The sequence below is a fragment of the Flavobacterium succinicans genome (assembly GCF_001662485.1).
Taxonomy (GTDB): domain Bacteria; phylum Bacteroidota; class Bacteroidia; order Flavobacteriales; family Flavobacteriaceae; genus Flavobacterium; species Flavobacterium succinicans_A.
The window spans coordinates 350,139-374,621 of sequence record NZ_JMTM01000035.1 but is presented as its reverse complement, the minus strand read 5'-3'; the positions used below and the strand labels follow the sequence as shown (position 1 = coordinate 374,621).

The window sequence follows — 24,483 nt, the reverse complement described above, 5'->3', positions numbered from 1 at the left end:
TAATTTCGCAAACAGAAAATAAAAAACACCGTTTAGGTTACTGATATGGCAAGATTTGAATTAAAACTTCCAAAAATGGGAGAAAGTGTTGCAGAAGCAACCATTACCAATTGGTTGAAACAAGTAGGGGAAACAATTGAAGCGGATGAGGCAGTATTAGAAATTGCTACAGACAAAGTGGATAGTGAAGTGCCTAGTGAAGTTTCGGGGGTATTAGTAGAACAATTGTTTCAAATTAATGATTTGGTTCAGGTGGGTCAAACCATCGCTATTATTGAAACCGAAGGTGGTGCAGTTACAGAATCTGTTGTTGCTAATGCAATTCCAGAAGAAGTGGTAGCCATCGAAAAAGCTATAGAAGTAGCCAAAGAAACGGTGCTTGCTCCAGTAGATTTTACGGAATCGGATAAGTTTTTGTCTCCTTTGGTAAAAAATATCGCAAAAGAAGAAGGTATTTCTATTGCAGAACTTCAGACAATTTCTGGCACAGGAAAAGAAGGAAGAATTACCAAAGCAGATATTTTAGAATATATTAAAAACAGAGGAAATCAACCTAAAGTTACCGCAGCTCCATCATTAATGGTGGATACGATAGCTCCAGTGGCTACTCCGGTAGTGGCAAAAGCAACTCCTGTTTCTGTTAATGGTGGAGACGAAATTGTAGAAATGGACAGAATGCGTAAGCTGATTTCGGGTTATATGGTGGCTTCTGTTCAGACATCGGCTCACGTACAGTCATTTATTGAGGTTGATGTAACAAATATTGTAAAATGGAGAGATCGAGTAAAAACCGCTTTCGAAAAGAGAGAAGGTGAGAAATTGACTTTTACACCTATATTTATGGAAGCTGTTGCAAAGGCTTTGAAAGATTTTCCAGGGATGAATATTTCGGTTGATGGTGATTTTATTATCAAAAAGAAAAATATCAATTTGGGTATGGCAGCCGCTCTGCCAAACGGAAATTTAATTGTTCCTGTTATCAAAAATGCCGATCAATTGAATTTGGTAGGAATGGCGAAAGCAGTAAATGATTTAGGAAATCGTGCAAAAGCAGGTAAATTAAAGCCAGACGATACGCAAGGAGGAACTTACACAGTTACTAATGTGGGGACTTTTGGTTCTGTTTTCGGAACACCAATTATCAATCAGCCACAAGTAGGTATTTTAGCTTTGGGAGCCATTAGAAAAGTGCCAGCGGTAATCGAAACTCCAGAGGGTGATTTTATTGGAATTCGTCAAAAAATGTTCTTGTCTCATTCGTACGATCATCGTGTAGTAGATGGAGCATTGGGAGGAAGTTTTGTGAAACGAGTAGCAGAGTATTTAGAAGCATTTGATCCGAATAGGGATTTTTAATAAAAAACTAACAATCAAAAACCGACATAATGTATTTTATGTCGGTTTTTTTTATTTTTCTTTTTGTAAAGATTTGGATTTCATTCTGTTTGTGATGTTTTATTAGTGGTAAGTCTTTTTAGTCCTGCTTAAAAAAGTATATTTGCAATTGTAATTAATAGGATAAAATGGAACTGAAATTAAATAGACCCATTTGTTTTTTCGATCTTGAAACAACAGGTGTTGATATTGGGAAAGATCGCATTGTAGAGATCTCAATTTTTAAAGTTTTCCCCAACGGAAACAAAGAAAGTAAAACATGGTTGGTTAATCCAACGATTCCAATTCCTGCCGAGACAACTGCGGTGCATGGGATTACTAATGAAAAAGTAGCCAATGAGCCAACCTTTAAAGAATTGGCCTCTCAAGTTTACAATATGATGAAAGATGCTGATTTGGCTGGATTCAATTCGGATCGTTTTGATATTCCTTTATTGGCTGAGGAACTGTTAAGAGTTGGAGTTGATTTTGATATGAAGAATAGAGTTTCTGTAGATGTGCAGACTATTTTTCATAAAATGGAAGAAAGAACCTTAGCAGCGGCTTTGAAATTTTACACTGGAAATTCCCTTGAAAATGCGCATTCAGCCGAAGCAGATACAATGGCCACTTACGAAATTTTAAAAGCACAACTGGATTGCTATCCTGAGTTGGAAAATGACATGAAAGTGTTGTCTGAGTTTACGACTCGTAAAAAAATAGCCGATTTTGCTGGTATGATTGCGTTTGACAAAGACAACGAAGAGATTTTTACTTTTGGGAAGCATAAAGGTGTTAAGGTTGAAAAGGTGTTAGAGTCGGAGCCTGGTTATTTTAGCTGGATTCAAAATGCTGATTTTCCTTTGTATACCAAAAAAGTGCTTACTGCTATTAAATTAAGAAAGTTAAATACTAAATAAAGTGATTAGTGAAAAGTAATTAGTGAATAGTATGTGTTTGCTAATTACTTTTTACTATTTACTGTTCACTTAAGTTATGAAAATAATTTGCATAGGCAGGAATTATGCCAACCATATTGAAGAGCTAAAAAACGAACGTCCCACAGAGCCAGTGGTTTTTATGAAGCCTGATTCGGCTATTTTGTTAAAGCAACATCCGTTTGTGATTCCAGAATTTTCGGAGGATATTCATCACGAAATTGAGTTGATTGTGAAAATTAGTAAAGTTGGAAAATACATCGAACCTAAGTTTGCACATAAATATTATGACGAAATTAGTGTTGGAATCGATTTTACGGCAAGAGATTTACAGGAAAAACTAAAACAAAAAGGGCTGCCTTGGGAAAAATCAAAGGCTTTTGATGGTTCGGCAGTGATTGGAGAATTTTTACCTAAAACGCAGTTTAGTTCACTTGAAAATCTTACATTTGAGTTAACTAATAACGGGCAAACGGTTCAAAAAGGCTGTTCTAGTCATATGTTATGGGCTGTCGATGAGTTGATTGCTTATGTTTCGCAGTTTTTTACGTTGAAAATAGGGGATATCATTTTTACTGGAACACCGGCTGGAGTTGCTGCTGTGCAACCCAATGATGTTTTAGAAGGATTTTTAGAAGGACAACAATTATTTAGAATACAAGTAAAATAATGGCTTTAAAATACAACCTCTCCAAAGTGTATGCACTTTCCGATAATGATCCAGAATTTGTTCAGCAAATTTTGATCTTATTTGTTACCGAAGTCCCTCAGGATTTGAAAAAAATCAAAGAAGGAATCAACGAAAAAGATCATAAAAAAACGTATGCATATGCGCACAAAATCAAGCCCACCTTGGATTTAATTGGTTTAAATGTGGCTTTTGAAGAGATTCTTCAGGTAGAAGCTTGGACTAAAAAAGAAGGAAGAAAAAAAGATATTATCGAGACTTTTAAAAGTATCAAGCAGCGTGTGAAGGACGCGGTAAAAGAAATCAAAAAAGATTTTGACTTGTAGTTGACTTTTTTTAAAATCATTCATCCATTTCAATTTTTTTAAAATGAAAGCAGCCATAATTACTATCGGTGACGAAATTCTTATTGGTCAAATTATCGATACCAATTCAGGTTATATTGCCAAAGCCTTGGATAGAATAGGAATTGAGGTCAAGGAAATGTTGTCTATAAGCGATGATAAACAAGCTATTTTAGACACTTTTGCTTTAATGCAAGATACTGTTGATGTTGTTGTTATTACAGGCGGTTTGGGCCCTACCAAAGATGATATTACCAAAAAAACTATCTGTGATTATTTTGAGGATACACTCATACGCAATGTTGAGGTAGAGGCTCATGTGATTGCTTTAATTGAAAAAGCGTTGCAGCGGGAAGCCTCTCAAATGAATAAAGATCAGGCTTTGGTTCCCTCAAAATGCGTTGTTTTGCCTAATGAAGTTGGAACGGCTCCTGGAATGTGGATTCAAAAAGGGCAAACGGTTTTTGTTTCTTTGCCAGGAGTGCCTTATGAAATGAAATATCTAATAGATCATCAAGTGGTTCCAAAGATAGTTAAAGAATACAAGCGTCCTTTTATTATTCATAAAACCGTTCTTACTTATGGTCAAGGTGAAAGTGTAGTAGCCGAACGTATTGAAGATTGGGAAAATGATTTGCCGAGTTATATTAAGTTGGCTTATTTGCCTGCTCCAGGTAGAGTGCGTTTGAGGTTGACTGCAAAAGGTACGGACAGGCAATTTTTGGAAACAGAATTGGAGCGTCGATTGACTTCTTTATGTTTGCTTATTGGAGATATTGTTGTTGGATTAGATGAAGAGGAGACTTTAGAAGTTGTAATAGGTCGATTACTAACTCAAAAAAATAAGACAATAGCTACGGCTGAAAGTTGTACGGGAGGTAAAATAGCGCAAGTAATCTCTGGTGTTTCAGGAGCTTCTAATTATTACAAAGGGAGTGTAGTAGTTTATGCTACCGAGATGAAAACGAAGTTGTTAGAAGTCTCATTATCGACTATAGAAGCACATAGTGTTGTTAGTGCAGAAGTGGCAAAAGAAATGGCAATAAATTGTCAAAAAATCTTTGAAACGGATTATGCTATCGCTACAACAGGCAATGCGGGACCGTCAAAAGGTGATTCAGATGCAGCTGTTGGTATCGTATTTATTGCTTTGGCAACCCCTGATGGCGTGATAGTGGAAGAGTTTAATTTCGGTCAACCGCGAGAAAAAGTAATAGATAGAGCCGTTGGTAAGAGTTTGGAAATGTTGCAAAAAGAAATTTTAAAAAATGTGTTATAATTTTTTGTTTCATCCGTTTATTTTTCTTTTCTTTGCACCCTGATTTTGAATAACGATAAAAGATAAGCATAATGTCAAGAGTTTGTGACCTTACAGGTAAAAGAGCGATGGTAGGAAATAACGTTTCTCACGCTATGAATAAAACTAAGAGAAAGTTTTCCGTAAACTTAGTTAAAAAGCGTTTTTATCTTCCAGAAGAAGATAGATGGATTACTCTTAGAGTAGCAGCATCTACGATAAAAACAATTAATAAAAATGGAATTGCTGCTGTATTGAAAAAAGCGCAATCAGAAGGATTTATAAAATAATCTTTTTCCTAAATAAATATATAGCAAGATGGCAAAGAAAGGTAATAGAATCCAAGTAATTTTAGAATGTACTGAGCACAAAACTTCAGGTGTTGCAGGAACTTCAAGATACATAACAACAAAGAACAAAAAAAATACTCCAGATAGATTAGAGATTAAAAAATTTAATCCAATCTTGAAACGTGTAACTGTTCACAAAGAAATTAAATAATAATTAGAGATTTTTATTTATAAAAATTTCAAATAACATTTGAATCATGGCAAAGAAAACCGTAGCATCGTTACAAACCGCTTCTAAAAGATTATCAAAAGCCATTAAAATGGTAAAATCTCCAAAAACTGGTGCATATACATTCGTTGAATCTATTATGGCTCCTGAAGCAGTTGATGAATTCTTGAAAAAGAAATAATTTACATACATTTTATATAAAAGCTACTTTCTTTCGGAAGTAGCTTTTTTATTTTTTATATTTACCCTTTCAAATAATGTAAGGAATTTTTCCTTTGATGACATACTTAACCTAACAAAAAATGAGTTTTTTTAAACGTATATTTTCTTCCGAAAAGAAACAGACTTTAGATAAAGGTCTTGAGAAAACAAAAGTTAACTTTTTTACTAAATTGACCAAAGCTGTGGCTGGAAAGTCAAAGGTAGATGATGATGTTTTAGATAATTTGGAGGAAATATTAGTAGCTTCAGATGTTGGGGTCGCTACTACATTAAAAATTATTACACGTATTGAAAATCGTGTTGCAACAGATAAATATTTGGGTGTTGATGAGTTAAATGGAATTCTTCAAGAAGAAATTGCAGGTTTGTTATCTGAGACTAATAATGGTGAAGCGACAGAGTTTGTTATTCCAGTGAATACTAAACCTTATGTATTGATGGTGGTAGGGGTAAATGGTGTGGGGAAAACGACTACTATTGGTAAATTGGCCTACCAATTTAAAAAATCAGGATACAATGTTGTGCTTGGAGCTGCCGATACCTTTCGTGCAGCCGCTATTGATCAATTGCAAATATGGGCAGATCGTGTTGGGGTGCCTATAGTGCGTCAGGAAATGGGAAGTGACCCAGCTTCTGTGGCTTTTGATACCTTGCAATCGGCAGTGGCTCAAAATGCGGATGTTGTAATTATAGATACAGCTGGACGTTTGCATAATAAAATTAATTTGATGAATGAGTTATCAAAAGTGAAGCGTGTCATGCAAAAAGTGGTTACTGATGCGCCTCATGATGTACTTTTGGTACTAGATGGTTCTACGGGTCAAAATGCTTTTGAGCAAGCCAAACAATTTACAGCCGCTACCGAAGTTACTTCTCTTGCGGTTACGAAATTAGACGGAACTGCTAAAGGTGGTGTTGTTATTGGTATTTCAGATCAATTCCAGATTCCTGTTAAGTATATTGGAGTTGGCGAGGGAATTGAAGATTTACAAGTCTTTAATAAGTATGAATTTGTAGATTCTTTTTTTAAATAAATCGTCAATGAAAAATATAAGTCCGCTATATCTTTATTTTGTTAGCTTGATTTGTTTTGTTTTAGCCAATTTAGTTCGCGGCAAAATGGATTTTGCATATGGTTTCTTTCTTGGAACTGGTGTAGTTCTTTTTTTAATAGGTCTTTATAAAAAGATTAGTAGCAAGTAATTATAAATACAAGGCTTTTATTTTACTCCAAAGGACTTCGTCAAAGTCAGATAATGCTAAGTTGGCGTTGTCTGCAGCTTCTCCCATTCGTACTACTACCATGTTTTTACTCGGAATTACATAGATTTTTTGATCGTTTTTCCCCAAAGCCATATACATATCTATTGGGCCGCTAGGCACTAAACTCCCCTTGAATACTAATTGAGTTTGCGGTAGGCGGTAACTTTCTTTACCGTTGAGCCACCATAAGTACCCATAAGAAAGATTAAGATTTTGAGATGTGCTAGTGGCTTCGGATACAAATGCTTCGTTTAGGATGGTGTTATTTTCCCATTTTCCTTTGTTTAGCATTAATAAACCAAAGCGTGCCATGCTTCGGGTGGTGCTCCAATACACACTATTGTTGTCCATCTGAATCCATGATCCTTCCATTCCAATTTTATCTCTGAGTTTGGCGTTGAAGTATCCTGACCAAGTTTGCTTTGTGGCTTTTGCTATAACATCTTGGAGTTTTACATATACGTTATGATAAGCCCATCTCGTGCCAGCATCGGCTTTGTATTGCAAGCTTGCAGGATCGACGGCGTCGCCATTGGCAAGGTCTTCTATGCCCGAAGTCATGGTAAGGAGGTGTTTGTTAGTGATTAGGTTTTCTTTGGCGATGGGAAGACTCGTCCATCCTATTCCTAAGTAATCAGACACTTTAGCATTAATGTTTACTATGCCTTCTTGTTGCGCAATGCCTGTAATTGCAGTAGTGAGTGTTTTTCCCGCACTTGCCCAATACCAAGGTGTATTGGCGTTATGGCCATTAAAATACTTTTCGAGCACTATTTTTCCGTCGACTAAGATAATAAAACCTTTGGTTTTTTTTTGAGTTAAATAATCTAATAAAGGCTGTACAGCTGTGGGTTTCCAACCTAAACCCTCGATGGTTTTGGTTTCCCAAACCGTTCCCGTTACAGGTGGGAAATACATATTCGTAGTTGGATTGGTGGTGGGTGTATCGGCTTTTTCTGTACTACAATTGACGAAAGTTAGCAAGACAACTAAGGAGGTTAAGTATTTTTTCATGATTTTTATTTTGGCCTTGGGATTGGACTAAAATAGTGAAAAATAGTTTAACGAAACCCTTCTATTTTTTGTTTCCTAATTTGTTTTCTTCGTACTTTGTGGTCTTGGAATCCCGTCTGGTTTTGCACGTAAACGCTAGCCCTGATGGGAACGGCATCCTTGTGGTCCCGGGGTTCGGGACGACAAGATATAGTGGACAGCAGGAAATGGCTCCATATAAAAATTAAATATATTCTATGAAAAAAGTAGTTGTAGTAGTAACCCTTTGTTTGGTTTTTTTAGGGTGTCAGCCTAAAGTTGAGAAGGAATCGGTGACTTTGTTGAATGGGTATTGGGAGATTGAGAAAGTGGTTTTTGAAGAAGGTGAAGATAAAGAATACCCGAGCAATGATAGTTTTGATTATTTTGAAATAAAAGGCGATACCGGATTTAGAAAGAAAGTAATGCCGCAATTGGATGGTACGTTTCAAGCGAATGATTTGGTAGAAACGATTCGTGTTCGACAAAAAAATGATCAAATTTTTCTTGATTTCAAGACTGATTTCGCGCAGTGGTCAGAGGAATTGGTAAAGATTGACGCAAAGGAATTGGTCTTGAGAAATGCAGAGCAAAAAGAGTATCACTATAAAAAAACAGGTCCAATAAAAATTATTGACAATGGCAAAACGACTAAATGATCAGAATACGGTAGGAGATGTTTTGAAGCATATTATTGAGGTTAATAAATTGCAAACGGGTCTTAACCAGATTGATGTACGTGAGGCTTGGAAAAATTTGATGGGAAACGGTGTGAATCATTATACCAAAAATGTGATTTTGAAAGGATCAATTTTGTATGTTGAATTGTCTTCTTCTGTTTTACGGGAAGAATTGAGCCACGGTAAATCGAAAATAATTGCGATGATTAATGAGGAATTGCGTCGGGATGTGGTTAGGGACGTGGTGTTGAGGTAGAATTGCTGTAATTTAAAGTCTTTAAAGTGATAAGTAAAAGTATAAAATCAAAGTTTAAATTTCTGCCAATTTTCCTAGCAACTTATTTAACGGTTTTACCGGTTTTAGTTGTTTATTTTAGTTTTACTTCTCCAGTAGCAACTATGACTCTTCCTGTTTTATTTTTGTTGTTTATTGTGGTTTTTTGGTTTACAGTATGTAGAACTAGAGCACATCGAATACGAATTGATGAAGAAAGTATAGTCGTTAATCGTTATTTTGGGATTGGCAAATCAGAAACATATGGCTTTAATGGTCTGGATGGGTTTATAACATTGTTTGAGTCTGGAAAACTTGGTGTTTCTGAAAACCTTTTTATTCTTCGAAAAGGAAAAAGAGTTGTCTGTATTTCTGAATTCTATCATTCTAATTATGGTGAATTAAAACAAATACTTATTGAAAGATTAATCAATTTTGGGGTTAAAGACTATAATATTAAAGAAGAATGGAGTAATATTTTTAAATAAAAAATCCCGTTTCTATTGAAGCGGGATTTTTTTATGAGATAACTATTTTTAGTGCATTTTACTGCCCACTAAAAACGGATCACTGATTACTAATTAGAATTGCTCTCTTCCAGCAAAGTGGAAAGCACCTTCGATAGCAGCATTTTCATCGCTATCAGAACCGTGAACTGCATTTTCTCCAATAGAAGTTGCGTAAGCTTTACGGATAGTTCCTTCTGCAGCTTCAGCTGGATTAGTGGCTCCAATTAAAGTTCTGAAATCTTCCACTGCATTTTCTTTTTCTAAAATGGCAGCAACAATAGGGCCACGAGTCATGAATTCTACTAATTCTCCAAAGAAAGGTCTAGCTGAGTGTACTGCATAAAATGCTTGTGCGTCAGCAACAGTTAATTGCGTTAATTTCAAAGAAACAATTTTGAAACCTGCATTTGTAATCATTGCTAAGATGTTTCCGATGTGTCCGTTTTCTACAGCATCAGGCTTAATCATTGTAAAAGTTCTATTTGTAGCCATTTTTTGTGTTTTTAAATTTGGTGCAAAAGTAGACTTTTTTTGCAAATACAATTTGTGAAATTGTCATTTTTGAGTCAATTTTTTGATTATGCGATAAAATAGTGTGATTATACTTTAAAAAACAGTTTCTTTTGATAGAAATACCACAATAAAAGACTCCAAAAACCTACATAAAGCAAAGCAAAGGCCAGTGAAGCATTCATAGGATTTTCGAAATAAGGCAAAACTCCAAATTCATAACTGTAGGTCCAAAAGTCGATTGGAGTGGTATCTTTTGGATTTTGAACCGAAATCATTACCAAAGCTTGAGGAATGATTTGTGACAAAAAGAAAACAATCATAGGATTTACTCCCCAAACTAAAAATAACGTGATTCCTTTTTTGAAGTTAAGTAGATCAATGCAATAATATAAAATCGTCAAGATAAGCGTAGCTAATCCAGCGGTATAAAGTACATAGGAACTGGTCCACAAGGCTTTATTGATTGGGAAAACAAAATTCCAAAGCCAACCCGAGAACAGCAATACTGCTCCAATGCTAAGCATTTTTTGTGCTTTTTCTTTTTTGGAGATATCCATATTGAGTAATTGTCCAATTTGAAGGCCTAATAAACCCGTTACTATAGCAGGGATAGTACTTAAAATTCCTTCAGGGTCCCAAGTTTTGGTAGCTTCCCAAACATGTCCTGATAACAACATTTGGTCCACCCAAGTAGCTAAATTGGTTTCTTTTTCGAGATTGGTAACTGCAAAGCCTGGCGCAGGAACTAATGTCATTAGCGCCCAATAGCCCAGTAATAAAACACTGCTAACGATGAGTTGGATTTTGGGAGTGGTTTTTAAATACAAAAGCGAAGCGATGAAATATATAATTCCGATACGCTGCAAAACGCCAGGAAGCCGCACGTTTTCATAAGCTGGAATCCCGCTATAAGCAAGGAACATAAAAAGGATAAAACAGCCAATGGCCAAATAGGTTTTGGTTTTTTGATTGAAATTCCCCATTAAAGCATAACCAACAATGGCAGTTATAAGTAGGCGAATGATCAGTAATGGCGTTCCTTCAAGGTCTAAAAACTGAATTTTACCGAAAAAGTTAAAGAACAAGCCTAGGTTTATCATACGCAACGAACGAACAAAGATTTTGTTGAAGGTTGAGCTGTCGTAGGTTTTAGTTGGCATGGCAAAAGCAATGGCGGTTCCCATAATGAAAACAAAAAATGGAAATACCAAATCGGTTGGGGTACAGCCGTGCCATTCAGCGTGCCGTAAGGGAGCATAAATCGTGGACCAACTTCCAGGATTATTGACAACGGTCATTAATAAAATAGTTAATCCTCGAAATACATCCAATGAAATCAGTCGGTCCTTGCTCATAAAAAAATAATAATAAGTTTTAAAAGGTAATAATAGTAAAATTTGTGGATAAAGCTTTTATTTCTTTGATTAATTTAGGAATAAGTTGCTCTCCATTTTCTAAATAGAATTCTGAAAAATTAGCTTGACGTTCTTGCAAACTTTGGTTGGGAAAAAGTTCATTTTGAAGCGCTGTGATTCGGCTCAAACTATCAGCTAATTTTCGTTTTTGTGCTTTTAGCAATCGTTTTTCAAGTTGTTCTAGCCCTTTGGTTTGTTTTACTTCTTGCGCTTTTACGGCACCTTCAAAAGAACGGTCGGTTTTGGAAGTCAGTTCATTTAAGGTTTTAAACTGTTGTTGTAATTGCTGTTTCAAATTGCTCAAATCGATGGCAAATTCCGACAATTGTTTGGTTTTGTTGTTGATTAATTGCACTTGTTTTTGGAATAAATCGTTCCAAGTCAAGGCTAAGGCATCTGCTTTTTTCAGCTGTTTTTCAGTAGCCAAAACTACGGAGTTACGCACAATAAGTATGGGGAAAGTCACCTTTACCGCATCAAAAAATGATTTCAATTCTAGCCAATAGGCTATTTCTCCACCACCACCAATATAGGCTAGATTAGGGAGAATAATTTCTTGATATAAAGGACGCATCACTACATTGGGACTGAATTTTTCGGGATGAAGTTCCAGTTCAGCGAGTAGTTCTTGTTCTGAAAACTGAATTTTTGTATTGTTTATTTTGTACAATCCGTCTTCAAAAATAATACGCTCTCTCAAGTTGTCTTCTATAAAAAACAAATTGATTTCACGAGGATTGACTTGAACGGTATAGTTACCAAATTGCTCAATAGTTTCATTCACTTTTGAAAAAGCAGTTTGTTTGAGTAATTCTTCTTTTATGAATGGAATAAATTGTCTTTTTAAATGGGCGTCATCAGCATCCAAAATAACTAATCCAAAATGACCAAAAAGAGTATTGGCCAAATATCTAGTCGCGTCAGCCAGATTGGTATGCTTCAAATAGGCTTCTTGAAATAGTTTTTTTAACGTTTCGGCATTGGTACTGTTCCCTAACTCTAGTGCAAAAATCGATAAAAAATCTTCGAGACCTTCTGTAGATAAGCGCCCTACTGGTCCAGTACTTTCTCTGTTCCAACAGAATTTTTTTCCTTTAAAAGTAAAGTAATTGATTTCTTCAAAATCATGGTCTTCGGTAGCCATCCAATAGACAGGGACAAAATTTTGTTCAGGATATTGTTGTTGTAATTCCTTAGTCAGATTGATGGTCGAAATGATTTTATATAGAAAATACAAAGGTCCGCTGAATAAATTCAGTTGATGACCTGTTGTAATGGTATACGTATTGGAATGATTTAAAAGTTTAATGTTGTTTAAAGTTGCCGATGAAGCATTGATTTTGGCATGTTGTGCTTCTAAAGCAGCAACTAAAACGACTCTTTTATTGTCTTCGAAGTTGGCTTTCTTTTCATCTATTTGAGGACCAAAATTTTCAAGAGTTGGGAATCGATGATACAAAGGCTGTACGTTTGGTTTTTGGTCTAAATAATCATTGATTAGTGAGGAAAAATACCCGGAATTTTGAAAGCTGATACAGTCGGATGGCATAATTAAAAGATTTAGGGCTAAATTACCAAAAAATGAGAAAAAATAGACATGACTTTTTGAATGAGTTACATTTTAACTTATTATTGTAATTCTAAACCACTAACTAAAACCACCACAAATGACCACAGATACTCCTTCTAAAGGAAAAAATTCATTGCAACATGTCCTTTTCGGCAGTTTGATAGGAACGACCATTGAGTTTTTTGATTTTTATATTTATGCCAATGCTGCGGTATTGGTTTTTCCACAGCTTTTTTTTCCGAGTACCGATGCTACTATGGCTACGTTGCAGTCACTAGCTACGTTTTCCATTGCTTTTTTATCGCGTCCCCTGGGTTCGGCTTTTTTTGGTCATTTTGGAGATAAAATAGGTCGTAAATTTACCTTGGTAGCCGCATTACTGACGATGGGAATTTCTACTGTTGCCATTGGTTTTCTGCCGAGTTATGCTAGTATTGGTATTGCTGCACCTTTGTTGTTGATGTTGTGTCGTTTTGGACAAGGCGTTGGTCTTGGAGGGGAATGGGGTGGCGCTGTTTTACTAGCCATCGAGAATGCGCCACCCAATAAAAGAGCTTGGTATGGCATGTTCCCACAGTTAGGTGCTCCGATAGGATTGTTGCTTTCAGGAGGGACTTTTTTGCTTTTAACGGATAGTATGACCAACGAAGATTTTATGGATTATGGTTGGCGAATTCCCTTTATAGCCAGTTCGCTTTTGGTAGTGGTTGGTTTTTATATTCGAACTAAAATTTCTGAAACACCTTCTTTTGAGCAGGCTAAAAAAGTAGAAGCAGAAGTAAAAATTCCGTTTCTTACCTTGCTTACCTCTTACAAGAATCAATTGATTTTTGGAACTTTGGCGGCAGTGACTACTTTTTTGGTTTTTTATTTAATGACGGTATTTACGTTAAGTTGGGCAACCTCTGATTTGGGTTTTACCAAAAGAGAGGGTTTGTTAATTCAGTTGTTTTCCGTGCTCTTTTTTGCGCTGTTTATTCCTGTTTCAGCAGTGGTTGCAGATGCTATTGGTCGTAGAAAAATGCTGGTTTTGGCTACTGTTGCCATAGCTGTTTTTGGTTTTTTCTTCCAATTTTTTCTTAGTTCGGGAAGTGCTGTACTAGTAACTGTTTTCGTTTGTATCGGAATGGCATTAATGGGATTTACCTATGGTCCTTTAGGTACCTTTTTGTCTGAGTTGTTTCCAACACAAGTCCGCTATTCAGGAGCTTCCTTAACCTTTAATTTAGCTGGAATATTTGGTGCCGCTTTTGCTCCTATGATTGCCATTTGGTTGGCTACGGATTACGACATTTCGTATGTGGGGTATTATTTGACGGGGGCTGCTTTGTTGAGTTTAGGTTCTCTTTTTATGATTTCTAGAAAGAGTCATCAGTTTTAATTTTAAAAAATAATGTAAGTTTTTGGTATACTTTTAAAATAATATTTAGATATTTGTCTAAATATATAATCATAAATTGATGAACGTTATTTTTAAAGCCCTTAATGATGCCACTAGGCGCGAAATTCTGGATCTTTTGAAAGAAAAGGACAGAACTGCTGGAGAAATTGCGGATCATTTTAATATCAGTAAACCCAGTATCTCGCATCATCTAGATTTATTGAAGCAAGCCGATTTAATTACTTCTCAAAAATCGGGTCAGTTTGTAATTTATTCAATCAACACCACCATAATGGATGATGTTCTACAATGGATTTTAACCTTTAAAAAATAAACTCAATCATGAAAAATACGTTACAAAAAGAATGGTTTTCAATACTTATAGTGTTAATTCCCTTTATTTATTTGGCTTTTATATGGAATTCCTTGCCAGAAAAAGTACCCATTCATTGGAATTTAAACGGAGAAATTGATGATTGGGGCAGTAGGTATTCTTTAATAGGACTTCTTTTTGCATTGCCCGTTTTAACTTATGGAATTATGTTGTTGGTTCCTAAAATTGACCCCAAAAACAAGATCGATACTATGGGGAATAAATACAAAAGCCTTAGATTAATATTAGTTTTCTTCACATCAGTACTAGCTTTATTTATTTTGTTCAGTGCAAAAAATCAATCTATGTCTAGTCCTGTCATCATTGTTTCTTTAATTGGTTTTCTGTTTATGGCTTTAGGAAATTATTTTAAAGTCATTAAACAGAATTATTTTGTGGGGATTAGAACTCCTTGGACGTTAGAGAGCGAAGAAGTTTGGAAGCTAACCCATCAAATGGCAGGAAAATTATGGGTAATAGGTGGAGCAGTGATTACTATTTTTTGTTTTTTTATTCCAGAAGATTTTATAGCGTATCTTATCTTAACAGTTACAGGAATTATTACCGTTGTCCCAATAGTATATTCCTATATTAAGTTTAAGGAAATATAGTAAAAAGAGTAAGTATTTCTTGCTTAAGTTCCATTAATTGTTTGGAGCAGAACGATTAGTTTTTTTTGCAAGCATCGTCCCGCTTTCCATTTCAATCGAGGCTAAAGAGGAAAATGTTGCCTTTATGACATTATTCAAAAGAAGAAAAAGCAAAAATAATTGAGTTCCATTTTTTAACTATTTAATATTAATTTTAAAATAAAGTCAACTAAAATGAAGAAAACCGTATTTTTTATTATTGTAATTCTAGCTTCTTTTACAATGTTCGGACAAGAAATTACCGGTCAATGGAATGGAGTTTTAAAAATTCCCGGAGGACAGTTAAGAGTAGTTTTTAATATCACTAAAACCGAAAACGGTTATAGTTCCACAATGGACAGTCCCGATCAAGGTGCAAAAGGTATTCCAGTAACGACAACCAGTTTTGAAAATGCTGTTTTGAAGTTGCAAATACCAGCAGCTGCTATTAGTTATGAAGGAAAATTAAATAAGGAGCATATAATTGTGGGTAATTTTTCGCAAGCAGGTCAATCTTTAGCGTTGAATATGTCAAGAGATAGCATTGAAAAAAAAGCAGTAATAAGACCTCAAGAACCACAAAAACCTTTTCCGTATTATACAGAGGAAGTAGTGTTTGAAAATAAAATGGATAAAAATATTTTGGCTGGGACCTTAAGTTTGCCTCAAAAAGAAGGTCACTTTCCCGCTGTAATTTTGATTACAGGAAGTGGTCCTCAAAACAGAGATGAAGAGTTGTTGGGACATAAACCCTTTCTAGTGTTAGCTGATTATCTAACCAAAAAAGGAATTGCAGTATTGCGATTTGATGATAGGGGAGTTGCCAAATCAACAGGTGATTTTAAATCGGCAACCACTATGAGTTTTGCTAAAGATGTTAAGGCAGGAGTCGATTATTTGAAAACCAGAAAAGAAATCCTTAAAAGCAAAATCGGATTAATCGGCCACAGCGAAGGTGGTTTGATTGCGCCAATTGTTGCGGCGAATTCAAAGGATATTAACTTCATTGTATTGTTGGCAGGAACTGGAATTCGCGGTGATAAATTATTGCTTTTGCAAAAAGAAAAGATAGAACGCCAAATGGGAGTTCCTGAAAAAGAAATTCAAAAGGCTCAAGAAATTTTCAAGGGAGCTTATGAAATGGTTTTGATTTCTACAGAAAATGATTCTAGTCTTAAATCTAAAATAAATAGTTATTTCAAAGTTCAATTTGGAGACAAATTGAATGAGGGACAAATAAGTGAAATAACATCACAAATCACAAGTCCTTGGTTTGTTTCTTTTCTAAAATTTGATCCTGAAACTGTCTTACAAAAAGTAGAATGCCCAGTTCTAGCACTCAACGGTGATAAAGATTTTCAAGTTCCCTCCGATGTAAATATCGATGCTATTAAGAAAGCATTGGCTAAAGGCGGGAATAAAAATGTAACAACTAAAGTAGTACCAAATTTGAATCATTTGTTTCAAGAATGCAAAACAGGTTTAATGAACGAATATGAAACCATTGAACAAACATTCTCTCCAATTGCATTAGAAGAAATTTCCAAATGGATTTTGATTCAAGTGAAGTAATAGAATTTACAGTATAAGTAAGAAGTCCAATTTATTGGGCTTTTTGTGTTTATTACTTTTATTAGAATTCTAAAGTTATTAAATATCCCTTACTTTTGCATCAAAACAATACCGCTTTGAAACCAAAAATCTTTCTCATCACGCCACCGTTTACGCAACTGAATACCCCGTATCCAGCGACCGCCTATATCAAAGGTTTTTTGAATACCCTTGAAGTACCTTCAGAACAAGCGGATTTGGGGATTGAGGTGATTTTGAAATTGTTTTCGAAAGAAGGACTTGAAAATTTGTTTAAAGTTCAAGGTTTAAAGTTTAAAGTTTCTGAGCAAATTATTTCGGATAATTCGAAACGTATAATTATCCTTCAAGACGAATATATCAAAACCATAGATCCTGTAATTGCTTTTTTGCAAGGCAAAAACCCAACGTTGGCTTTGCAAATTTGTCAAGAAGATTATTTGCCTGAAGCGTCTCGTTTTGCGCAATTGGAGGAATTGGATTGGGCTTTTGGTACGATGGGAACACAAGATAAAGCCAAACATTTGGCAACTTTGTACCTTGAAGATATTTCGGATTTTATAGTCGAATGTGTCGATGAAAATTTTGGTTTTAGTCGCTATGCCGAGCGTTTGGGGCGAAGCGCCAATTCGTTTGACGAATTGTACGATGCTTTGCAAAAAGAACCTACTTACATTGATGGTATTTTATTGTCTATTTTAGAAGAAAAAATAGCCAGAATTCAACCAGAATTAATGCTGATTTCTGTGCCTTTTCCTGGGAATTTGTACAGCGCTTTTCGTTCGGCACAATGGGTGAAAAAGCACTATCCGAATATCAAAATTGCGATGGGCGGTGGTTTTCCCAATACCGAGTTGCGTTCGCTTTCGGACGCTCGAGTGTTTGAGTTTTTCGATTTTATTACTATAGATGACGGGGAACTTCCGGTTGAATTACTAATTTCTAATATTCAAAATCCAAATACCAAAGAATTCAAACGAACTTTTATTCTAGAAGAAGGAAAAGTCGTTTATAAAAACAATGCTTCAAGACCTGATTACAAACAATCTCAAGTTGGTACTCCAGATTATACGGATTTGCTGTTGGATCAATACATTTCAGTAATCGAAGTGGTGAATCCGATGCATCGAATGTGGAGCGATGGTCGTTGGAACAAGTTAACGATGGCGCACGGCTGTTATTGGGGCAAATGTACTTTTTGTGACATCTCTTTAGATTACATCAAAATCTACGAACCCATAGCTGCCAATTTGTTGTGCGACCGAATGGAAGAAATGATGACACAAACGGGTCAGAATGGCTTTCATTTTGTTGACGAAGCAGCACCACCAGCTTTAATGCGAGCTTTAGCGCTCGAAATTTTACGCCGAAAATTATCGGTTACTTGGTGGACGAATATCCGTTTTGAGAAAAGTTTTTCGGCCGATTTATGTCGATTGTTAAAAGCTTCGGGTTGTATAGCGGTTTCGGGTGGATTGGAAGTAGCTTCTGATCGTTTGTTACGACTAATTGATAAAGGAGTAACGGTTGAGCAAGTAGCCAAAGTGACTCGCAATTTTACGGAATCAGGTATTATGGTACATGCGTATTTGATGTACGGTTACCCAACCCAAACGGTTCAAGAAACGATAGACAGTCTCGAAATGGTGCGTCAATTGTTTGAAGCGGGAGTGTTGCAATCCGGATTTTGGCACCAGTTTGCTATGACGGCCCATAGCCCAGTGGGATTGTACCCAGAGAAATTTGGTGTTGTTCCAATCTCCCCTCCTTCGGAGGGGTCGGGGAAGGATATTTTTGCCATCAATGACATTAATTATACTGACAAAACAGGTATTGACCACGAAAAATTTAGTTTCGGACTGAAGAAATCCTTGTTCAATTTTATGCACGGTATTTGTTTCGACTTTGAGCTGCAAGAATGGTTCGATTTCAAAATTCCAAAAACCAAAATTCACCCTGATTTTATTTTTAATGCACTTAAAGAAGAAGAAAATTTCACCACCAAACCAACAGCTAAAGTAGTTTGGTTGGGAGGAAAACCGACTGTAGAATATTTTACTAAATCCAAAAAAGGCAATTCTTGGGAACTTGCTAAATTGACCTTTCATGATAAGAAAGAAAGTTTTACTATTCAAACTAATAAAGCAGAAGGTGAATGGTTGGTTGACATTTTAGATAAAATTGTGGTTTCTCAATCCAAAGTGTATTCCTATCAAGAACTTAAAACTGATTTTGAAAAACATCTGTCCGATTTTGAGTTGTTTTGGTACTCAAAACCAATGCAAACGATGCAGTCCTTTGGATTGTTGATTTTATAATTTCTTTACAGTTTTCTTTCGAAATCTATCGTAAGAAAATGAAATACTGTGATTTCTTTAAAACGGTTTACTACTTATTATTTTTTGTATAAATCTTAGATGGCTTGTTTACGAAAACGTTTTCTTTGATTACATTTACCAGTACTAAAAACGTAAACATGAGTAGTAGTTATCAACTAAAAGTAAATGATACTTTTCATTTCGAATGCGACGCAGCCTCAGCCAATGCGCTGGATGCGGTTGCGACAACTGACAATCAATTTCATATTTTAAGTAAAAACAAGCGGTATCAAGCTCAGATTGTAGCTGCTGATTTTCATAAGAAGGAATACATTATTGAAGTGAATAACTCGGTGTATACTGTTGCCATTGCAGACGCTTTGGATCTTTTGATTAAGGATATGGGGTTTGATATAGGTACCGTTCAGAAAGTCAATGCCATCAAAGCACCTATGCCTGGTTTGATTTTAGAAATCAATGTCAGCGTGGGACAAACCGTTCAAGAAAACGATAATTTACTCATTTTGGGAGCGATGAAAATGGAAAACAGTTTTCAGTCGCCACGAAATGGAGTAATCAAATCGATTGCTGTAGCTGTTGGTGATGCAGTAGATAAAGGACAATTGTTGGTAGAATTTGAATAGAAAAAAAATGAAAAAAATACTAGTAGCCAATAGAGGAGAAATCGCCATTCGTGTGATGAAAACTGCTCGAAAAATGGGAATCAAAACAGTGGCGGTGTATTCTACTGTAGACCGAAATGCACCTCACGTTGCCTTTGCAGACGAAGCGGTTTGTATAGGTGAAGCACCATCCAATCAATCCTATTTGTTAGGAAATAAAATTATAGAAGTGGCCAAAGCGGTACAAGCAGATGCGATTCATCCAGGGTATGGTTTCTTGAGTGAAAATGCTGAGTTTGCAGAAGAAGCCGAAAAAAACAACATCATATTCATTGGCCCAAAATCCAAAGCCATTCATATAATGGGTAGTAAATTGGCCGCCAAAGAAGCCGTTCTACAATACGATATTCCAATGGTTCCTGGAGTGGACCACGCGATTACCGATATTGAAGAGGCTAAGCGTACTGCAAAAGCAATTGGTTTTCCTATTTTAATCAAAGCTTCTGCTGGAGGTGGCGGAAAAGGGATGCGTGTGGTGGATAATGAAGCCGATTTTGAAGCACAAATGAACCGTGCTATTAGCGAGGCAGTGGCTGCTTTTGGTGATGGAGCGGTTTTTATTGAAAAATATGTGGCGTCGTCAAGACATATCGAAATTCAAGTGATGGCGGATAGTCACGGCAATGTATTGTACTTGTTTGAAAGAGAATGTAGTATTCAACGTCGTCATCAAAAAGTAGTGGAGGAAGCACCCTCTGCGGTTATCACTCCCGAAATTCGCAAAAAAATGGGAGAAGCCGCGGTATTGGTAGCCAAATCTTGTGATTACTTGGGAGCAGGAACCGTGGAGTTTTTGGTGGATGAACAACTTAACTTTTATTTCTTAGAAATGAATACGCGTTTGCAAGTGGAGCATCCTGTTACTGAAATTATTGCTGGAGTCGATTTGGTCGAAATGCAAATTCGTGTGGCGAGAGGCGAAGCGCTTACATTGCAACAAGAAGATTTGAAAATTCACGGTCACGCTGTAGAATTACGGGTGTATGCCGAAGATACTTTGAATGGTTTTTTACCGAGTGTAGGTAATTTAGAAGTGTACCAATTGCCAGAAGGCGAAGGTGTCCGAGTGGATAACGGATATGCTCAAGGAATGGATGTACCTATTTATTATGACCCGATGTTGGCTAAATTAATTACTTACGGAGCTACACGTGAAGAGGCTATTCAGCGTATGGAACAAGCTATTGCTGATTATAAAGTGGAAGGCGTGCAAACCACATTACCTTTTGGTGCTTTTGTAATGCAGCACGAGGCGTTTCGTTCGGGAGATTTTGACACCAATTTTGTGAAAAAATATTACAACCCTGAAATTTTAAAAGAGCAAACCCAAAAAGAAGCATTGATTGCAGCAAAATTGGCGTTGCAACAGTATTTACAGGACCAAAAAGTGCTTCGTTTGCCTAATTAAATAGGTGCTTGGTACATTTTAATAACAACAGAAAAGTATGGAATCTAAAATAAAAGTATTAAACGAAAAAATAGCACTAGCCCAATTGGGCGGTGGTCAAGCCCGAATTGATAAACATCACGCCAGTAAGAAACTAACCGCAAGAGAGCGAGTGATGTATTTGTTGGACGAAGGTTCTTTTGAAGAAATTGGGATGTTGGTTACCCACAGAACTACCGATTTTGGTATGGAGAAGGACCTGATTTATGGAGATGGGGTAGTTACAGGTTACGGAACTATTAATGGCAGATTGGTCTATGTTTTTGCCCAAGATTTTACCGTTTTTGGTGGTTCATTGTCCGAAACGCACGCCGAGAAAATTTGCAAAGTAATGGATATGGCACTCAAAGTGGGTGCGCCAATGATTGGATTAAACGACTCAGGAGGCGCCCGAATTCAAGAAGGTGTTCGTTCTTTGGGAGGTTACGCTGATATCTTTTATCGCAATGTACAATCTTCTGGGGTGATACCTCAGATTTCGGCAATTATGGGACCTTGTGCGGGTGGTGCGGTGTATTCCCCTGCGATGACCGATTTTACGATGATGGTAGAAAACAACAGTTATATGTTTGTTACGGGACCCAATGTAGTGAAAACGGTAACCAACGAAGAAGTAACTTCAGAAGCTTTAGGTGGAGCCGTAACACACGCTTCTAAGTCGGGAGTGGCACATTTAACAGCTCCCAACGGAGTGGCTTTGTTGAACAGTATCAAAAATCTTTTGAGCTATTTGCCACAAAATAATAAAGAAACGACTCCAAAAGTACCTTATGTTTTGGGTGATGAAGTACGAATGGAATTGGCTACGATTATTCCAGACAGTGCCAACAAACCCTATGATATGCACGAGGTGATTAGAGGAATTATTGATGCCGATTCTTTTTATGAAATTCATAAAGAGTATGCCGAAAATATTATTGTTGGTTTTGCCCGTTTGGGAGGAAGAAGTATCGGAATTGTAGCCAACAATCCAATGTTTTTAGCAGGGTGTTTGGATGTAAAAAGTTCCATCAAAGCTGCGAGATTTGTTCGTTTTTGCGACAGTTTCAATATTCCGTTGTTGGTGTTGGAAGATGTTCCCGGTTTCTTGCCAGGAACCGATCAAGAATGGAACGGAATCATTGTGCACGGTGCCAAATTATTATATGCTTTTAGCGAGGCGACCGTGCCAAGAGTGACGGTGATTACTAGAAAAGCTTATGGTGGTGCTTATGATGTAATGAACTCCAAACACATTGGTGCCGATATGAATTTTGCTTGGCCTACGGCAGAAATTGCGGTAATGGGAGCCAAAGGAGCCTCTGAAATTATCTTCAAAAAAGAAATTAGCGAAGCCGAAGACCACGAAGCAAAACTATTAGAAAAAGAAGCTGAATATGCTGAATTATTCGCCAATCCGTATACCGCAGCACAACGCGGATTTATAGATGAGGTTATTCTTCCAGAAGATACCCGTCGAAAGTTGTTGAAAGCCTTTAGTATGCTTGAAGGAAAAACTGTCCATAGACCAGACAGAAAACACGGCAATATTCCGTTGTAATAGTTTGTTTGAGCGATTACAATTGTGAGCGTTTATTTATAAAAAAAATCCAAAGCTACTTTTCGCAAGCTTTGGATTTTTTACTAATAGATCAATTTGAAATTGTTGACCAATAAGGTGCTATTTGTGCCTCCTTCTAGCTGATCGCCATTAAAACTTGAAGAAAAAACTACCGAAATATGAGTAACCGCTTCATTTGCATTTGCATACAAACCGTTTTTAGGTTTTTGATAGGCTGGAAAAGAGCTATTTAATTCGCCGTAAGTCAATGGAATGGTGATGGTTTTAAAGGCATTAATTACTTTTTCCTCGGAACGAAACCAAGCTGTAGCTACTCTTTTTACTTCAGTACCGTTTCTATTTTCTAATAAAACATAGATATCGCAGGCATCTTTGGTGGTTAAAGTTTGTCCTTTTCTATCCAAATAGGGAGTACCTGGACTGTAGGCATATTCTACAGAGAAATTTTTAGGTCTAGCGGCAAAGGGGATTCCAAATTTTGCAGAATTAATTGGATTTGATACATCTAATTCAAATTTACCGGTAAACATAGAGCCTGCCGCCATTCGTTGACTGACGAATCCTGCTAAACTTCCCATATCTTGGGTCACCAATTTAGCTGCGATATTCGTTCCGTTGATGGTAAAAGGAGTAACATTTGCGTTCCCTAGAGTAGTAGCTCCAGCATTTCCACTTGACCAAATAGAGTTGGCGTCTTTTCCGGGTTCGTAGTAGTTTTTGGGAGTCATATACCAATCATCAAAAGAACTATTTTCTAGTTGTGGTTCACTTCCTTCTTGTTTTACGGTTACGGTATAGATTTTTGTTGACCCATCTTCAGCTGTAACAGTGTATTTTACGGGATTGGTAAAATCTAATAGTTCCTCGCTCGATGGACTAATTGCAGCAAAGGTAGAGAGCACAATTTCTTTAGGTTTTAGTTGCTTGATATTTGCAGTAGCGGCAACATTTATACTGATAGTTCCCGTAGATTCTTCTATAATAGTATTGCCTACTTGGTTTGTCAAAATAAAACTCAATATTTTTTTTTGATCTGAATTTCCAAAATAATCTTCTGAGACACAGTTGGACAAAACGACAGAAATAAGGGTTAAGAATAAAAGTTTTGTTCTCATATTGCTAGGATTTGAAAAAATAGAAAAAGCTAATGTTTAACGATAAAATGTTTAGTTTTAAATCTAAATCATTGCTTTTGATTACGGTATGTTCTACTTCGTTTATGGTGGTTCTTTTGTATGTATGAGAAAGTCCGGCTAAATTTACTCCTACTTCAGTTGCAAAACCTTTGATGATAAATACTTGAATGCCAGGGTTGATTCCCAGGTTGTAATTGTTGGTAACAGAATAATAACGAGTTAAAATATCATTGCTCGTCTTTTCAGTGACTTTGTTTTCTTTATTCATTCCTAAGCTAACAATGTTAAATAGATTAAACCTACCGTTGGCTGTAATGGGAATATAATTTTTTATAAAAACGTTCCCTCCAAGACTGCTTTTCGCTTCTTTGACAAAGGTTTGGATTCCATCGCTATCTTCTAAAATCTGATTGAGTTTGGCCCAGTCATAGCGCAAAGCGGTTCCAATGGCAAATGATTTACTCAAAAAATATCCACCATTAGCTTGAATGTTGAAACCATCTTTTTGTTTATCAATGACATTTGTAATAAGAAAATTTTCGTTTTGACTGCTTCTAGTATTGGCACCGCCAGTTAAACCAACAAATGCTAGTCCTTTTTGAAGCTTGGTAAATGGTGAAATTTCAATAGAATTATTCGTTTGTGCATAGACTGTTTTTGAAAAAATCAAGAGGCCAATGGTAAGTACCAACAAGAAATATCTTTTGCAAATTGAAATCATTGGTTT

General features: G+C 36.3%; 26 protein-coding genes. 20 read left to right on the top strand and 6 right to left on the bottom strand.

The genetic code is table 11. The annotated features are described in order from the left end of the window. The first annotated feature begins 45 nt into the window (after positions 1 to 45). From FLB_RS07170 to ftsY, 9 genes are all read left to right on the top strand, one after another. Positions 46 to 1,356: a dihydrolipoamide acetyltransferase family protein gene (locus FLB_RS07170; protein ID WP_064715258.1), complete on the top strand. Its 1,311-nt coding sequence runs from the start codon at positions 46 to 48 to the stop codon at positions 1,354 to 1,356. Between the two features lie 167 nt (positions 1,357 to 1,523). Next, entirely contained in the window at positions 1,524 to 2,294 is a 771-nt protein-coding gene (locus FLB_RS07165) for a 3'-5' exonuclease (RefSeq protein ID WP_064715257.1), read from the top strand. A gap of 76 nt (positions 2,295 to 2,370) precedes the next feature. Further along, complete coding sequence (locus tag FLB_RS07160) at positions 2,371 to 2,982, top strand: fumarylacetoacetate hydrolase family protein (RefSeq protein ID WP_064715256.1); 612 nt, start codon at positions 2,371 to 2,373, stop codon at positions 2,980 to 2,982. Further along, positions 2,982 to 3,326 carry an Hpt domain-containing protein gene (locus FLB_RS07155; protein ID WP_064715255.1) on the top strand — a complete coding sequence of 115 codons (345 nt, stop codon included), beginning with the start codon at positions 2,982 to 2,984 and terminating at the stop codon, positions 3,324 to 3,326. Before FLB_RS07160 ends, FLB_RS07155 begins: the two co-directional genes overlap by 1 nt. A 43-nt stretch (positions 3,327 to 3,369) precedes the next feature. Next, on the top strand, positions 3,370 to 4,623 hold the full coding sequence (locus FLB_RS07150; RefSeq protein WP_064715254.1) for a CinA family nicotinamide mononucleotide deamidase-related protein: 1,254 nt from the start codon (positions 3,370 to 3,372) through the stop codon (positions 4,621 to 4,623). Positions 4,624 to 4,694: 71 nt separating this feature from the next. Further along, positions 4,695 to 4,931, top strand: coding sequence for a 50S ribosomal protein L28 (gene rpmB, locus FLB_RS07145; protein ID WP_024980263.1), 237 nt, complete (start codon positions 4,695 to 4,697; stop codon positions 4,929 to 4,931). A gap of 28 nt (positions 4,932 to 4,959) precedes the next feature. Further along, a complete protein-coding gene (gene rpmG / locus FLB_RS07140) occupies positions 4,960 to 5,142 on the top strand; it encodes a 50S ribosomal protein L33 (RefSeq protein ID WP_017495179.1) in 183 nt (60 codons plus the stop codon). Positions 5,143 to 5,188: 46 nt separating this feature from the next. Continuing rightward, complete coding sequence (locus FLB_RS14135) at positions 5,189 to 5,341, top strand: DUF4295 domain-containing protein (protein ID WP_066310049.1); 153 nt, start codon at positions 5,189 to 5,191, stop codon at positions 5,339 to 5,341. Between the two features lie 121 nt (positions 5,342 to 5,462). Then, complete coding sequence (gene ftsY / locus FLB_RS07130) at positions 5,463 to 6,416, top strand: signal recognition particle-docking protein FtsY (RefSeq protein WP_064715252.1); 954 nt, start codon at positions 5,463 to 5,465, stop codon at positions 6,414 to 6,416. A 169-nt stretch (positions 6,417 to 6,585) separates the two neighbouring features. Here the strand turns inward: ftsY and FLB_RS07125 are convergent, their stop codons facing one another. Next, positions 6,586 to 7,659 carry a serine hydrolase domain-containing protein gene (locus FLB_RS07125; protein WP_064715251.1) on the bottom strand — a complete coding sequence of 358 codons (1,074 nt, stop codon included), beginning with the start codon at positions 7,657 to 7,659 and terminating at the stop codon, positions 6,586 to 6,588. Positions 7,660 to 7,895: 236 nt separating this feature from the next. Here FLB_RS07125 and FLB_RS07120 point away from each other — a divergent pair, with 236 nt between their 5' ends. The 3 genes from FLB_RS07120 to FLB_RS07110 are packed head-to-tail and all read left to right on the top strand — an operon-like array spanning position 7,896 to position 9,119. After that, positions 7,896 to 8,336 carry a lipocalin family protein gene (locus FLB_RS07120; RefSeq protein ID WP_064715250.1) on the top strand — a complete coding sequence of 147 codons (441 nt, stop codon included), beginning with the start codon at positions 7,896 to 7,898 and terminating at the stop codon, positions 8,334 to 8,336. Continuing rightward, the gene (locus FLB_RS07115; protein ID WP_064715249.1) at positions 8,317 to 8,613 is read left to right on the top strand and encodes a DUF721 domain-containing protein; all 297 of its coding nucleotides are present in this window, start codon (positions 8,317 to 8,319) and stop codon (positions 8,611 to 8,613) included. Before FLB_RS07120 ends, FLB_RS07115 begins: the two co-directional genes overlap by 20 nt. 26 nt (positions 8,614 to 8,639) lie before the next feature. Beyond that, positions 8,640 to 9,119, top strand: a complete 480-nt coding sequence (locus FLB_RS07110) for a hypothetical protein (RefSeq protein WP_157490568.1) — start codon at positions 8,640 to 8,642, stop codon at positions 9,117 to 9,119. Positions 9,120 to 9,212: 93 nt separating this feature from the next. Here FLB_RS07110 and FLB_RS07105 read toward each other — a convergent pair whose 3' ends face one another. The 3 genes from FLB_RS07105 to bshC all read right to left on the bottom strand — a co-directional run bounded on the left by FLB_RS07105 (position 9,213) and on the right by bshC (position 12,617). Then, on the bottom strand, positions 9,213 to 9,632 hold the full coding sequence (locus FLB_RS07105; protein ID WP_064715300.1) for a nucleoside-diphosphate kinase: 420 nt from the start codon (positions 9,630 to 9,632) through the stop codon (positions 9,213 to 9,215). Between the two features lie 107 nt (positions 9,633 to 9,739). After that, positions 9,740 to 11,008: an acyltransferase family protein gene (locus tag FLB_RS07100; protein ID WP_064715247.1), complete on the bottom strand. Its 1,269-nt coding sequence runs from the start codon at positions 11,006 to 11,008 to the stop codon at positions 9,740 to 9,742. Positions 11,009 to 11,027: 19 nt separating this feature from the next. Beyond that, complete coding sequence (gene bshC / locus FLB_RS07095) at positions 11,028 to 12,617, bottom strand: bacillithiol biosynthesis cysteine-adding enzyme BshC (protein WP_064715246.1); 1,590 nt, start codon at positions 12,615 to 12,617, stop codon at positions 11,028 to 11,030. Positions 12,618 to 12,735: 118 nt separating this feature from the next. On the opposite strand from bshC, the gene FLB_RS07090 reads away from it, so the two are divergent. From FLB_RS07090 to FLB_RS07055, 8 genes are all read left to right on the top strand, one after another. After that, positions 12,736 to 14,019, top strand: coding sequence for an MFS transporter (locus FLB_RS07090; RefSeq protein ID WP_064715245.1), 1,284 nt, complete (start codon positions 12,736 to 12,738; stop codon positions 14,017 to 14,019). 79 nt (positions 14,020 to 14,098) lie between these two features. Further along, positions 14,099 to 14,353, top strand: coding sequence for an autorepressor SdpR family transcription factor (locus FLB_RS07085; RefSeq protein ID WP_064715244.1), 255 nt, complete (start codon positions 14,099 to 14,101; stop codon positions 14,351 to 14,353). An 8-nt stretch (positions 14,354 to 14,361) separates the two neighbouring features. After that, positions 14,362 to 15,003: an SdpI family protein gene (locus FLB_RS07080; RefSeq protein WP_064715243.1), complete on the top strand. Its 642-nt coding sequence runs from the start codon at positions 14,362 to 14,364 to the stop codon at positions 15,001 to 15,003. Positions 15,004 to 15,216: 213 nt separating this feature from the next. Further along, positions 15,217 to 16,593 carry an alpha/beta hydrolase family protein gene (locus FLB_RS07075; RefSeq protein WP_064715242.1) on the top strand — a complete coding sequence of 459 codons (1,377 nt, stop codon included), beginning with the start codon at positions 15,217 to 15,219 and terminating at the stop codon, positions 16,591 to 16,593. Between the two features lie 116 nt (positions 16,594 to 16,709). Further along, positions 16,710 to 18,929: a B12-binding domain-containing radical SAM protein gene (locus tag FLB_RS07070; protein ID WP_064715299.1), complete on the top strand. Its 2,220-nt coding sequence runs from the start codon at positions 16,710 to 16,712 to the stop codon at positions 18,927 to 18,929. A gap of 158 nt (positions 18,930 to 19,087) precedes the next feature. Further along, positions 19,088 to 19,573: an acetyl-CoA carboxylase biotin carboxyl carrier protein subunit gene (locus tag FLB_RS07065; RefSeq protein ID WP_064715298.1), complete on the top strand. Its 486-nt coding sequence runs from the start codon at positions 19,088 to 19,090 to the stop codon at positions 19,571 to 19,573. Positions 19,574 to 19,580: 7 nt separating this feature from the next. Then, a complete protein-coding gene (locus FLB_RS07060; RefSeq protein ID WP_064715241.1) occupies positions 19,581 to 21,020 on the top strand; it encodes an acetyl/propionyl/methylcrotonyl-CoA carboxylase subunit alpha in 1,440 nt (479 codons plus the stop codon). Between the two features lie 37 nt (positions 21,021 to 21,057). Then, positions 21,058 to 22,599, top strand: coding sequence for an acyl-CoA carboxylase subunit beta (locus FLB_RS07055; protein ID WP_064715240.1), 1,542 nt, complete (start codon positions 21,058 to 21,060; stop codon positions 22,597 to 22,599). 83 nt (positions 22,600 to 22,682) lie between these two features. On the opposite strand, the gene FLB_RS07050 is transcribed toward FLB_RS07055, so the two are convergent. Together FLB_RS07050 and FLB_RS07045 are read right to left on the bottom strand one after the other, a co-directional pair. Then, a complete protein-coding gene (locus FLB_RS07050; RefSeq protein WP_064715239.1) occupies positions 22,683 to 23,735 on the bottom strand; it encodes a PCMD domain-containing protein in 1,053 nt (350 codons plus the stop codon). A 4-nt stretch (positions 23,736 to 23,739) separates the two neighbouring features. Continuing rightward, positions 23,740 to 24,477 (bottom strand): hypothetical protein, encoded by a 738-nt coding sequence (locus FLB_RS07045; RefSeq protein ID WP_064715238.1) that lies wholly within the window; start codon positions 24,475 to 24,477, stop codon positions 23,740 to 23,742. Positions 24,478 to 24,483: the final 6 nt, after the last annotated feature.

What these genes read in the sequence shown, in the direction of transcription:
- FLB_RS07170 (WP_064715258.1), top strand. Translation starts at nt 46, where the DNA reads ATGGCAAGATTTGAATTAAAACTTCCAAAAATGGGAGAAAGTGTTGCA.
- FLB_RS07150 (WP_064715254.1), top strand. Translation starts at nt 3,370, where the DNA reads ATGAAAGCAGCCATAATTACTATCGGTGACGAAATTCTTATTGGTCAA.
- FLB_RS07050 (WP_064715239.1), bottom strand. Translation starts at nt 23,735, where the DNA reads ATGAGAACAAAACTTTTATTCTTAACCCTTATTTCTGTCGTTTTGTCC.
- FLB_RS14135 (WP_066310049.1), top strand. Translation starts at nt 5,189, where the DNA reads ATGGCAAAGAAAACCGTAGCATCGTTACAAACCGCTTCTAAAAGATTA.
- rpmG (WP_017495179.1), top strand. Translation starts at nt 4,960, where the DNA reads ATGGCAAAGAAAGGTAATAGAATCCAAGTAATTTTAGAATGTACTGAG.
- FLB_RS07075 (WP_064715242.1), top strand. Translation starts at nt 15,217, where the DNA reads ATGAAGAAAACCGTATTTTTTATTATTGTAATTCTAGCTTCTTTTACA.
- FLB_RS07045 (WP_064715238.1), bottom strand. Translation starts at nt 24,477, where the DNA reads ATGATTTCAATTTGCAAAAGATATTTCTTGTTGGTACTTACCATTGGC.
- FLB_RS07065 (WP_064715298.1), top strand. Translation starts at nt 19,088, where the DNA reads ATGAGTAGTAGTTATCAACTAAAAGTAAATGATACTTTTCATTTCGAA.
- FLB_RS07080 (WP_064715243.1), top strand. Translation starts at nt 14,362, where the DNA reads ATGAAAAATACGTTACAAAAAGAATGGTTTTCAATACTTATAGTGTTA.
- FLB_RS07090 (WP_064715245.1), top strand. Translation starts at nt 12,736, where the DNA reads ATGACCACAGATACTCCTTCTAAAGGAAAAAATTCATTGCAACATGTC.
- ftsY (WP_064715252.1), top strand. Translation starts at nt 5,463, where the DNA reads ATGAGTTTTTTTAAACGTATATTTTCTTCCGAAAAGAAACAGACTTTA.
- FLB_RS07165 (WP_064715257.1), top strand. Translation starts at nt 1,524, where the DNA reads ATGGAACTGAAATTAAATAGACCCATTTGTTTTTTCGATCTTGAAACA.
- FLB_RS07120 (WP_064715250.1), top strand. Translation starts at nt 7,896, where the DNA reads ATGAAAAAAGTAGTTGTAGTAGTAACCCTTTGTTTGGTTTTTTTAGGG.
- FLB_RS07115 (WP_064715249.1), top strand. Translation starts at nt 8,317, where the DNA reads ATGGCAAAACGACTAAATGATCAGAATACGGTAGGAGATGTTTTGAAG.
- FLB_RS07125 (WP_064715251.1), bottom strand. Translation starts at nt 7,659, where the DNA reads ATGAAAAAATACTTAACCTCCTTAGTTGTCTTGCTAACTTTCGTCAAT.
- FLB_RS07060 (WP_064715241.1), top strand. Translation starts at nt 19,581, where the DNA reads ATGAAAAAAATACTAGTAGCCAATAGAGGAGAAATCGCCATTCGTGTG.
- FLB_RS07155 (WP_064715255.1), top strand. Translation starts at nt 2,982, where the DNA reads ATGGCTTTAAAATACAACCTCTCCAAAGTGTATGCACTTTCCGATAAT.
- FLB_RS07100 (WP_064715247.1), bottom strand. Translation starts at nt 11,008, where the DNA reads ATGAGCAAGGACCGACTGATTTCATTGGATGTATTTCGAGGATTAACT.
- rpmB (WP_024980263.1), top strand. Translation starts at nt 4,695, where the DNA reads ATGTCAAGAGTTTGTGACCTTACAGGTAAAAGAGCGATGGTAGGAAAT.
- FLB_RS07085 (WP_064715244.1), top strand. Translation starts at nt 14,099, where the DNA reads ATGAACGTTATTTTTAAAGCCCTTAATGATGCCACTAGGCGCGAAATT.
- bshC (WP_064715246.1), bottom strand. Translation starts at nt 12,617, where the DNA reads ATGCCATCCGACTGTATCAGCTTTCAAAATTCCGGGTATTTTTCCTCA.
- FLB_RS07105 (WP_064715300.1), bottom strand. Translation starts at nt 9,632, where the DNA reads ATGGCTACAAATAGAACTTTTACAATGATTAAGCCTGATGCTGTAGAA.
- FLB_RS07160 (WP_064715256.1), top strand. Translation starts at nt 2,371, where the DNA reads ATGAAAATAATTTGCATAGGCAGGAATTATGCCAACCATATTGAAGAG.
- FLB_RS07055 (WP_064715240.1), top strand. Translation starts at nt 21,058, where the DNA reads ATGGAATCTAAAATAAAAGTATTAAACGAAAAAATAGCACTAGCCCAA.